This window comes from Rhodococcus sp. (in: high G+C Gram-positive bacteria) (assembly GCF_049299235.1).
Taxonomy (GTDB): Bacteria; Actinomycetota; Actinomycetes; order Mycobacteriales; family Mycobacteriaceae; genus Rhodococcus.
This window is the reverse complement of record NZ_JBAQXC010000283.1, coordinates 1-11,719: the sequence shown is the minus strand read 5'-3', so window position 1 is coordinate 11,719 and position 11,719 is coordinate 1. Positions and strand designations below refer to the sequence as shown.

Here is an 11,719-nt window from a genome sequence, read left to right as displayed (position 1 = left end):
CCACGCTCATCGGCACCCAACAACTCCACATCACCCACCGGCACCGACGGATCCACCACCACAGCACCCAGCAACCGCACGAACCGCTCCGCGAACGACACCACCGTCGACTCGTCGAACAGATCCGCCGAATAGGACAGGGTGACGGCCATGCCACCGAGGGCACCGTCCGCGCCGATCGATTCGGACACTGCGAGTTCGAGATCGAAGCGCGCGACGTTCGTGTCGATGTCGACCTGGGACACCGACAGTCGCGGAAGTTCGAGCGTCGGATGCTCGAGATTCTGGAATGCGAGCGCCACCTGGAACAGCGGGTGCCGCGAACCGATCCGGGGTGGGTTCAGCTTCTCGACGATCCGCTCGAACGGGATGTCCGAGTGCGCGAACGCCGCCAGCGCAGTCTCGCTGGCCTCGCGCAGCACCTCGGTGTACGACTTGGACGGGTCGATGATCGTCCGCAACACCAGCGTGTTGACGAACATGCCCACCATGTCGTCGAGCGCCGCTTCACCGCGACCGGCGACCGGCGTTCCGATCACCACGTCCTCGCTCGCCGACAACCGCGACAGCAGCACCGCCAGCGCCGCATGCACCGCCATGAAGATCGTCGAATTGTTCTGCTGGGACAGATCCCGCAGACCGCGGTGGATTCCGGCGTCGATCGTGAACTCGACGCGACCACCGCGGTAGGTCGACGATGATCCCCGGGGCCGGTCGAACGGCAAGGGCAGTTCCTCGGGCAGTCCGTCGAGATTCTTCGTCCAGTACGCCAGCTGACGTGACGCGAGCGAGAACGAGTCCGATTCGTCACCGAGGACGGCACGTTCCCAGATCGCGAAATCCGCATACTGCACCGGCAGCATCGCCCAGGCCGGACGCTCCCATTCACGTCGTGCGCTGTACGCGACCATGACGTCGCGGGCCAGCGGTGCCATCGACCAGCCGTCGGCGGAGATGTGGTGCATCACGATGGCCAGGACGTGCTCGTCCTCGCCCAGTTCGAACAGCCGGGCCCGGAACGGGGTGTCGACGGCGAGGTCGAATCCCGCCGCGGCCAGCTCCAGGATCCGCTGCCGCAGCTCGTCCGCGTTCGCAACCATCACCGGTTGCAGATTCGGCACGACGGCTGCCGCTTCGCGGATGTGCTGGGAGGGCCCGGTCGGAGATTCCGGGTACACCGTGCGCAACGTTTCGTGCCGTTCGGTGACGTCGAGCATCGCCACCTGGAGTGCGGTCACATCCAGTTCGCCGGCAAGGCGCAGACCGAAACCGATGTTGTAGGTGGCGGTTCCGACGTCATAGCGGTTCAGGAACCACATCCGCTGTTGCGCGAGCGAGAGCGGAATGCGGTCCTCGCGCGGCTGCGGGACGAGCGGCTGCCGGGCGCCACCGCCGGAATCCTGCTCGACCCGTGCCGCGAGGGACTCGACCGTCGAGTAGTCGAACAGCATGCGCACCGGTACGACGGTGTCGAGTGCGGCGCCGAGCCGCGACGTAAGCTGCGTCGCGACCAGGGAGTTCCCGCCCAGTGCGAAGAAGTCGTCGTCGAGTCCCACTCGTTCGACGGACAGCAGATCCGCGAAGATTCCCGCAACGATCTCTTCGATCGCCGTGGTCGGCGCGCGGAAGACCTGCGATTCGAAGACCGGCTCGGGCAGTGCCCGGCGATCGAGCTTGCCCGCCGGCGTCAGCGGAATCTCGTCCAGTACGACGATCAGAGCCGGAACCATGTGTGCGGGAAGAACTTTCGCCGCCGCGGCGGACAGCGCCTCGGTATCGACGGTCGCGCCCGACACGGCATGGACGTACGACACCAGCGAGGCGACACCCGACGGACCGGTGTGCCCGATCGTCACGGCGAGGTCGAGTACGGGGTTGCGTTCGAGCACCGCGTCGATCTCACCGAGCTCGATGCGCAGGCCTCGGATCTTGACCTGATGGTCGCTACGACCCCTGTAGGCAATCTCGCCGTTCGCGGTCCACGTGACCACGTCACCGGTGCGGTACATGCGCTCGCCCGGGGCACCGAACGGATTGGCGACGAACCGATCCGAGGTCAGGCCGGGACGCCGATGGTACCCACGGGTGACATGGACTCCGGCAACGTAGAGTTCACCCGCGACACCGACGGGAACGGGGCGCAGGCGCTTGTCGAGCACCAATGCGAGGACACCCGCGATGGGGCCACCGATCGTGGGCGCGGCGCCGGGAACGAGGGCGTCGGAGATGTTGGTGACGACGGTGGCCTCGGTAGGACCGTAGCCGTTGAACATCCTGCGGCCGGTCGCCCAGCGGGCGACCAGATCCGCCGACGACGCCTCGCCGCCGACGACCAGGCAACCCAGGGCACGCATGCGCTCGGGATCCATCGACGCGACGACCGACGGCGTCATGATCGCGCAGGTGATCCGCTCACGCTCGATGAGTGCGGCCAGTTCGTCGCCGCCGAGGACGGACTGCGGGACCACGACGAACGTTCCCGCACTGCCGAGCGCGCACAGCAACTCGAAGATCGACATGTCGAAGCTCGGCGATGCCAGGTGCAGGATCCGGGAACCGTTCTCGAGGCCCAGATCGTCGCGGAGCACGCACAGCAGGTTGTTCACACCGGCGTGCGGAACCGCTACGCCCTTGGGCTTTCCGGTCGATCCGGAGGTGTAGATCATGTACGCGATGTTCCGCGGATCCACGGCAGCGCCCGGCGATTCCGCGAACGGCGGAGCGTACGTGGTGACCGCCGCAGGATCGACGGTTCCCAGTTCGATCCACTGCACGTGACCGGGCAGCTCCGCCACGTGGTCTCCGGACGTGATACCCACGGCCACACCGGAATCGGTGAGCATGTACTCGACACGCTCGACCGGGTACTTCACATCGACCGGCACGAATCCGGCACCGGCGCGGGCGACGGCCCACACTGCGAGCACCGATTCGAGCGAACGCGGGATTGCGACGGCCACCAGGTCACCGGGGCGCACACCCATCGCGATGAGCTGTGCCGCCACGCGCGCCGCCTCGGAATCGAGCTGGCGGTAGGTCAGAGTCCGGCCCTCGAAGGCCACCGCCGGGGAGTCCGGCGCCGCGACGACGGCGTCGGCCATCAGCTGCGCGAGCGAACGTGCGGGAGCTGCCGGCCCACCCGACCGCCGGCTCAAATCGACCAGCTCGTCCGTGGACAGCAGGTCGAGATCGCCGACCGGAACGTCCGGATCGGCGATCACCGCACCGAGCAGACGTTCGAACCGTTCCGCGAACGTCACGATCGTCGACGCGTCGAACAGTTCGGTCATGTAATCGAAGGTCGCATCGATACCGGCGGGACGACCGTCCGTATCGGTGGTCATCGCGACCGACAGGTGCAGGTCGAACTTCGCCACCGGAACATCGACCTCGGCCGGAGACGCGTGCAGCCCACCGAATTCCAGGTCGCCCTCGGGTGCCGCGGTATCCACGGCCAGTGCCACCTGGAACAGCGGGTGACGCGACTGCGATCGCGGCGGATTGAGGACCTCGACGAGCCGGTCGAAGGGGACGTTGGCGTGCGCGTACGCCGCGCGGTCGGTGTCACGCACCCGGTCGACGAACTCCGAGAACTTCTCCCCCGGCTCGATATCGGTCCGCAGCACCAGAGTGTTGACAAACATGCCGACCAGATCATCGAGTGCGGGGTCGACGCGGCCACCCACCGGCGCGCCGACGACGACGTCGTCGGATCCGGACAACCGCGCGATGAGAACGGCGAACACGCTGTGCAGCAGCATGAACGGTGTGGCCTGGTGACGCCGCGCCAGCTCCGTCAGTTGCCGATGAACGGTGGCATCGATGCGGAAGCGATACTTGGCACCGTGATTCGTGGCAGTCACCGGACGCGGTCGATCGGTGGGCAGGTCGACTTCTTCGGGAAGACTTGCGAGAGTCTTCTTCCAGTAGCCGATCTCGCGTGCCGCGAGCGATTCCGGATCGGCTTCCACACCGAGCAGCTCACGATGCCACAGTGCGTAGTCCGCGTATTGGAGTTCGAGCGGTTCCCAGCCCGGTACGCGACCGCTCACACGGGCGTCGTAGGCGACCATGATGTCGCGGGCCAGCGGCGCGAACGACAGGCCGTCGGCAGCGATGTGGTGCAGCACCATTGCCAGGACGTGCCGAGTCGGCGAAATGCGGAACAGCTCGGCTCGGATCGGCGGCTGGGTCGACACGTCGAATCCCGCCGCGGCGAAGGTATGGAGTTCGCCGGTCAGCGCGGACTCGACGATGTCGATGGGGTCCGCGACGAGAACTCTCTCGTCGACCGGCACCAGGACCTGCTGCGGCGTTCCGTCGATCTCGACGTAGATGGTGCGCAGGATCTCATGGCGGGCAACGACATCCGCGAGTGCGCTACGCAGCGCGGAGACGTCGAGGTCGCCCGCGAGCCGCACCGCGAACGGCAGATTGTAGGTCGCCGAGGAGGCATCGAAGCGGTTGAGGAACCACAGTCGCTGCTGCGAGAGGGACAGCGGTACCACGTCGGGACGGGGGCGCCGCACGAGCGCTGCTGTCGCCGACCCCGCGCCGGATGAGCCGTCGACCCGCGCGGCGAGTGCCACGACGGTCGACGCTTCGAACAGGGTGCGAACCGGGATCTGCGTTTCGAGACTCGACCCGATCCGGGAAACCACCTGCGCGGCGACGAGCGAGTTGCCGCCGAGCGCGAAGAAGTCGTCGTCGAGGCCGACCCGATCGAGTCCGAGAACCGCGCCGAACGCGTCGGCGACCGCGTGCTCCGCCTTCGTGGACGGGGCACGGAAGTCCTGGACGCGGTCGAACGTCGGCTGCGGCAACGCCTTCCGGTCGAGTTTGCCGCTGGTGTTCAACGGAAGTTCGTCGAGGACGACGAGCGCCGCCGGGACCATATAGGTGGGCAGGGACGCGCGCGCACGGTCGAGAAGTGCGATCGAGTCGATGGTGTGACCGGGCGCGGGCACCACGTATCCGACGAGCTGGTCACCGGTCGCCGTCTCCATCACGAGGACGACCGACTGGCTGACCTCAGGGGCGGCGAGCAGAACGGTCTCGATCTCACCGAGCTCGATGCGCTGGCCACGGAACTTCACCTGGAAGTCGGTCCGGCCGATGTAGTCGAGTGTGCCGTCCATCCGCATGCGGACGAGGTCGCCGGTGCGGTACATCCGCTCACCGGGAGCACCCAACGGATCGGCCAGGAACCGGTCGGCGGTGATGTCGGGCCGGCCGAGGTATCCCCGAGCGAGCTGGACACCGGCGAGGAACAGCTCACCGGGCATGCCGATCGGGGCCGGCCGGAGCCGGCGATCGAGCACGTACGCCTTGCTGTTCCATTGCGGAACACCGATGGGAACGGACGCGGTGTCGTTCTCCCCCGCAGTGTGATGAGTGATCGACACGGCAGCTTCGGTGGGACCGTAGAGGTTGTGCAGCCCTGCGCTGGACAGTCCCCGGAACGCGGTCGCGGTCTCGGGCGGCAGAGCCTCACCGATGACGAACACGTGCTCGAGGCTGTCGCAGCTCCCGTGCGGGGCGTTCGCCACGAACACGGTGAGCATCGACGGCACGAAGTCGGTGACGGTGACACCGTGCCGGGCGATCGTCTCGGCGACGTACACGGGGTCGCGGTGACCGTCCGGCCGGGCGACGACGAGCGTCGCACCGACACGCAACGGCATGAAGAATCCCCACAGCGACACGTCGAAGGTGGTGGCCGTCTTCTGCAGGTAGATGTCGTCCGCGGACAACGCGTACCGGTCGTTCATCCACCGGATCTGGTTGTCGATGGCACGGTGGGTGACCGCGACGCCCTTCGGTTTGCCGGTCGAACCGGACGTATAGATGACGTAGGCGGTGTTGTCGAGGCGCACCGGCTGAGGCAGATCCCCCACGGTGAGCGGCCGGCGATCGCCGCCGGTGAGGTCGAGCCGGTCGATCTCGAGCGCGTCGGTTCCCGCGGGGAGTGCCATGCCGTCGCGTGCCGCGACGAGCACACAGGCAGGCTTCGCCGATTCGAGGATGTAGCCGGTGCGTTCCGACGGATGGTCGGGGTCGATCGGGACCCAGGCGCCACCGGCGCGCAGGATCGCGTACATGCCGATCAACAGTTCCGTCGAGCGGCGCACTGCGAGACCGACCCGCGATTCGGGTCCGACTCCGCGATCGACGAGGATGCGGGCGAGTGCGTCGACCCGGGCGTCGAACTCGCGATATGTGAGGGCTTCGTCCTCGTAGCGGACAGCGATGGCGTCCGGGGTGCGCAGCACCTGACGCCCGAACTCGGCGAGCAGATGTTCGTGTTCGCAGGGATGGTCGGTGCGGTTCCACTCGACGACCGACTGCTCGGTTTCCGGCTCGGTGGCGAGCGGAATATTCCACACGTGCCGGTCACCGGTCGACGCGGCGAACCTGTCGATGAACACGCGCAGCCGCTCGTTGTGCCGGGCGGACTCGTCGGCGTCGTACCGGTGGGGATTCGACACCAGGTCGACCCGGGTGTGGGCTCCTCCATCGGTCGGGTAGACGTTGACGATCAGGTCCTCGACGACGCCCGAGGACAGGATGTGGGTGCGGCCGACGAGCGGCCCGAGCTTGACCTCGTTGTCGAACAGCATGAGGTTGAGCCACGGACCGTAGAACCCGGTCGAGCCGGTCTCGGTGGGGGTTTCCCGGACGATGTCCTCGTGCCGGTAGAGCTGGTGCCGGATCGCCTGGGAGACGCCGTGGGTGACCTGTTCGAGAAGCTCGGCCACGGTGGTGTCGTCGCCGACGGTCAGCCGCAGCGGCACCACATTGGAGACCATGCCCCCGGAGCGGCGGAGCACGGCGGTCGTGCGGGCCGCGACGGGGAGGCTCACAACCACCTCGTTGCGTCCGGTCGACTGCGCCAGGTACGCGGCGAACGCGGCGATCAGGGTGTTCGCGAGAGTGGTCTCGCTGCGGTCGACGAACTCGGCGATGGCCTGTTCGGTACCGATGTCGAGCAGGCCCGAGTCCAACCGTGGGAGGGCGGCGGGGGCGCCGCTTCGCGCCGCGAGGGTCGTCGGCTCTTCGACGCCGGTGACCTGACTCGCCCAGTAGGCACGATCGTCGGCGAATCGGCCGGACCGCCGGTACCTGTCCTCGTACTCGTGGATCTTCAGGAGCGGGGAGGCCGTGTTCGGGGCGAGTTCTCCGCCCTCGACCGCGGCCGTGTAGTGCTCGGCGATCCGGTGGATGAGGGTGGCAGCACCGAATCCGTCGAGAACGAGATGGTGGACGCGCAGATACCACAGGTAACGCTCGTCCTCGATGCGGAAGATGCAGACCCGGACGAAGCGGTCGTGGAGAAGGTCCACCGGTGCGCTGTAGTCGCTGCGCATCCAGGCCAGCGCCGTCGCGAGCGGGTCCTCGTCGTCACGCAGGTCGAGAACGGAGGTCGGAACGCTCAGCTCCGGGTCGACGAGCTGATACGGCATGGCATCGACCTCGACGATCCGGACGAAACCGGACGACAGATCGAGACCGGCCTGCCGTGTGGCGTGCTCGAGAACGTCGAGATCCAGATGGCCTTCGAGTTCGACGTACTGCGCGATGTTGATCGCGACCGAAGGGTCGGCGTGCTGGGCATACCAGATACCGAGCTGCGCCGGTGACAGCGGAAAGGCTCCCGCCGGGACACCGCCTCGCATCGAGTTGTCGCCATCGAAGCTTTCGACATCGAGCGAGTTCAAACCCACGCCTCCCTTTAATCCCTGTTACGCAGGCGCACCGGGCGCCTCCTGGCACCCGGTGCGCGCTCACTACAGCCGATCGCGTTCCCCTACGCAGGTCCGGTCATGTCGAACGGTCCCCACCCGTACCTCATATGTATCTGCCGAGCGGGGACGGCACGTTACTGAATAGCGTGACAACTTGCAGTTCCCGTGCACACCTCGCGAAAGTATCGAAGAACGGGTCACAGGGGTGACGACATCACCATTACCAGCAAGTAGCGCACGGTTGCCCAATCTACAGCTATTCCGCCGAGGCCGGGAAACCGGCACAGCGGTGCGCTACCAGGCGACCGCGATGATCACGTTGAGAATGCCCAGCCCGCCGATCGTGTGCGCCATCACACCCGTCGACCCGGGGTTCTGCTTCTCCTTCTTGAGGCCGACGACAGCGAGGACGAGAATCACGACGGCGACGACGAGTTTGATTCCGATCTTCATGTGGTTCACCTCGACCACATCCTGCGCCTCGCGCAGACCGACCAGCGCCAGTCCGGTGACGACCTGGAGGATCGCACCGTGCAGCATGCCCATGACGACACGGGGGTCCTTCACGACGGCCAGCCAGGAACCGATGATGCCGGCGAGGCCGATGAAGTGCAGGATCAGGAAAATCTTGATGGCGACGTCCATGCACGTCATCCGAGCACCGGCGGTCTTGTTTGTCCAGTTAGGACAGGCTCACATCGATGTTACGCCCCTTCGTTCCGGACCCCCGACGGGCTGTGACCCTGGACACGCGCCTCGACGGAGCGGTGCAGAATCTGTTCGGCGTGTCGCAGGACCGGTGCGTCGACCATCTTCCCCTCGAACTGGAACACGCCTCGCTGCTCGGGTACGGCTGCCAGCACGCCGCGCGCCCACTCGATCTGCTCCTCGGTCGGGGCGTACGCCTGCCGGATGACCTCGATCTGACCGGGGTGGATCGCGACCTTCGCGTCGAAGCCCACCGCGACCGCATCGAGGGTCTCGGCCCGCAGCCCGTCGTGGTCCTTGATGTCGAGATACACCGAGTCCAGCGCCCATCGGCGGTAGACCTTCGCGGCGAGCAGCGACGACGAGCGCACGTGCCGCGCGACGTCACGGTAGGAGCCGTCCCCATGCCTGCTGGATTGACCACCCAGACCCACCACCAGGTCTTCCGCACCCCACATGACACCGACGGTGCCGGCGGCGAGCGCGATCTCCTGGACCGCGAGGGCACCTGCCGGCGATTCGATCAGGGCGACGACCTCACGGGGCGCGAGGGACATGACCTGCTGCGCGGACTCACACTTGGCCAGCATCAACCGCGTGTAGGCGGTCTGGGCGAGGGCCTCGAGGTCCCGATCATGTTCCTCGGTGCCCACCGGATTGACCCGCACGACGGTCCGGGCGGGATCGAGCGGGGTGTCGACGAGGCAGCGGCGCGCGTAGTCCTTGTCCGCGTGGGCGACGCCGTCCTCGAGGTCGAGGATCACGACGTCGGCGATCGCCGCGGCCTTCCCGTAGCGTTCGGGCCGGTCGGCGGGGCAGAACAGCCAGGCAGGTCCCGGGATGGTGCTCATGCGTGGTCAGCCTTCCTGCGCCGGCTCGACCGGCCGCTTGTGGACGAGGGTCTGCCGCACCGCCACGGCGACGACGTCACCGTGCTGGTTACGGGCGGTGTGCTCGAGTGTCACGATGCCCTGCCCGGGCCGGGACTTCGACTCGCGCTTGTCGACGATCAGCGTTTCCGCGTACATGGTGTCGCCGTGCCGAACCGGATGCGGGAACTTGATCTCGGAGAACCCGAGGTTGGCGACGATCGTGCCACCGGTCAACTGTGCAACGGACAGCCCGATGAGCGTCGAGAGGGTGAACATCGAGTTGACGAGCGGCTCACCGAACTCGGTTCCGGCACTGTAGGCGGCGTCGAGATGCAGGGCCTGGGTGTTCATCGTCAACGTCGTGAACAAGACGTTGTCCGCTTCGGTCACCGTGCGACCGGGCCGATGCTCGTAGATCGCGCCGAGTTCGAACTCCTCGAACCACAGTCCGCGTTGGACGATGCGCTTGGGCTGCTGGGTGTCGTTTCCGGGTGCGCCGCTCACAGACCCAGCTCCCGTGCCACGAGCATGAGCTGGACTTCGGTCGTGCCCTCACCGATCTCGAGGATCTTGCTGTCGCGATAGTGCCGCGCCACCGTGTACTCGTTCATGAAACCGTAGCCACCGTGGATCTGCGTGGCGTCGCGCGCATTGTCCATCGCCGCCTCCGATGCGATGAGCTTGGCGATGGCGGCCTGCTTCTTGAACGGCTGACCGGACAGCATGAGCGCGGCCGCGTCGTAGTAGGCGGTGCGCGCGGTGTGTGCGCGCGCCTCCATCCGCGCGATCTTGAAGGCGACCGCCTGGTTGGCGCCGATCGGGCGGCCGAACGCCTCCCGTTCCTTCGCGTACTTCACCGACTCGTCGACACAGCCCTGTGCGGCACCGACGGACAACGCGGCGATCGCGATGCGACCCTCGTCGAGGATGCGCAGGAAGTTGGCGTAGCCGCGGCCACGCTCACCGAGCAGGTTCTCCGCCGGCACGCGCACGTCGGCGAACGTCAGAGGATGGGTGTCCGACGCGTTCCAGCCGACCTTGTTGTAGGCGGGCTCGGCGGTGAAACCGGGCGTGTCGGTGGGCACGACGATCGTGGAGATCTCCTTCTTGCCGTCCCGTTCGCCGGTGACGGCGGTGACCGTGACGATCTCGGTGATGTCGGTGCCGGAGTTCGTGATGAACTGCTTGTTGCCGTTGATCACCCACTGGTCGCCGTCGAGCTTCGCGGTGGTCTTCGTGCCGCCCGCGTCGCTGCCGGCACCCGGCTCGGTCAGGCCGAACGCGCCGAGCGCGCGGCCCGCGGCGAGCTGCGGAAGCCACCTGTTCCGCTGGTCGTCGTTGCCGAACCGGTAGATCGGCATCGCACCGAGCGAGACGCCGGCCTCGAGGGTGATCGCAACGGACTGGTCGACCTTGCCGAGTTCCTCGAGCGCGAGGCACAGGGCGAAGTAGTCGCCGCCCTGGCCGCCGTACTCCTCCGGGAACGGCAGGCCGAACAGGCCCAGTTCGGCCATGCCCTTCACGACCTCGTACGGGAAGGTGTGGTTGGCGTCGTGTTCGGCGGCAACCGGTGCGACGACGGTGCGTGCGAAGTCCGCGACGGTGTTCTTCAGGTCGCGGTAGTCGTCGGGAAGCTGTTCGGTGGACAGAAAGCTGCTCATAGTGTGTGGTCCTGATTCTCGTCTGTCTCGGTGGCTGCTGTGGGATCTGATTCGACGGGGACGATGCGGGCAAGTAGCTGGTCGACCTTGACCTGATCGCCTGCGGCAACGAGTAGTTCGACGGTGCCGTCGACCGGTGCGGTGAGGGCATGTTCCATCTTCATGGCCTCGACCACGACGACGGTGGTGCCCGCGGTGACCGTCGCCCCGTGCTCGACGGGCGCGGCGATGACCGCGCCCGGCATGGGACTGGTCAGTTCCGCTTCCCCGGCGTGTGCGTCGCCGCCGCGGATGTTCGCCTCCCGCACCTCACGCACCGGCCACGTGCCGCCGTTGCCGGCGAGCCATACGTGCTCCGCGTCGGCGGTGACCCGGAACACCGACCGCGTCCCGTCGACGGTGACGGCCAGGACGTCCTCGTCGAGCGTTGCGGTCAGCGACCGGGCCGGCCCGTCCTCGATGCGAACAGATGCCGCCGCGGGTGATCCGGTGATGTGCACGTGATCGGTGCGGGTGGATGTCTGCAACCGGACGCTCGTCGGAGCCGCAGCCCCGACACGCCACCCGGTGGGGCGGTCCCACGGGTCGACCGGTGCCCCCGTCGCGGCCGGCCACCGGCTCAGCCAGTGCCGGGCCGCGGCGGCGACGAGTACCTCGTCGGGTGTCGCGGGCGCCTCGTAGTCCCCGAGCCTGCGGTCGAGCAGGCCGGTGTCGAGAGCACCGGCCAGCACGT

The 11,719-nt window shown here is 67.2% G+C and carries 6 protein-coding genes; all 6 read right to left on the bottom strand.

The window, feature by feature from the left end:
- On the bottom strand, positions 1 to 7,718 hold a 7,718-nt coding region (locus tag WAX14_RS16695), incomplete at its 3' end, for an amino acid adenylation domain-containing protein (protein ID WP_422629171.1).
- Positions 7,719 to 8,039: 321 nt separating this feature from the next.
- On the bottom strand, positions 8,040 to 8,390 hold the full coding sequence (locus WAX14_RS16690; protein ID WP_422629170.1) for a hypothetical protein: 351 nt from the start codon (positions 8,388 to 8,390) through the stop codon (positions 8,040 to 8,042).
- Between the two features lie 59 nt (positions 8,391 to 8,449).
- Positions 8,450 to 9,304: an HpcH/HpaI aldolase/citrate lyase family protein gene (locus WAX14_RS16685; protein ID WP_422629169.1), complete on the bottom strand. Its 855-nt coding sequence runs from the start codon at positions 9,302 to 9,304 to the stop codon at positions 8,450 to 8,452.
- A 6-nt stretch (positions 9,305 to 9,310) separates the two neighbouring features.
- Positions 9,311 to 9,829, bottom strand: a complete 519-nt coding sequence (locus WAX14_RS16680; protein ID WP_422629168.1) for a MaoC family dehydratase — start codon at positions 9,827 to 9,829, stop codon at positions 9,311 to 9,313.
- Positions 9,826 to 10,986: an acyl-CoA dehydrogenase family protein gene (locus WAX14_RS16675; RefSeq protein ID WP_422629167.1), complete on the bottom strand. Its 1,161-nt coding sequence runs from the start codon at positions 10,984 to 10,986 to the stop codon at positions 9,826 to 9,828. The genes WAX14_RS16680 and WAX14_RS16675 overlap by 4 nt, the downstream gene beginning before the upstream one ends.
- The coding region (locus tag WAX14_RS16670) for a biotin/lipoyl-containing protein (protein ID WP_422629166.1) at positions 10,983 to 11,719 on the bottom strand (737 nt) is incomplete at its 5' end. The genes WAX14_RS16670 and WAX14_RS16675, both read right to left, overlap by 4 nt.

Coding starts and splice junctions, on each gene's coding strand:
- WAX14_RS16690 (WP_422629170.1), bottom strand. CDS start 8,390: ATGGACGTCGCCATCAAGATTTTCCTGATCCTGCACTTCATCGGCCTC.
- WAX14_RS16685 (WP_422629169.1), bottom strand. CDS start 9,304: ATGAGCACCATCCCGGGACCTGCCTGGCTGTTCTGCCCCGCCGACCGG.
- WAX14_RS16675 (WP_422629167.1), bottom strand. CDS start 10,986: ATGAGCAGCTTTCTGTCCACCGAACAGCTTCCCGACGACTACCGCGAC.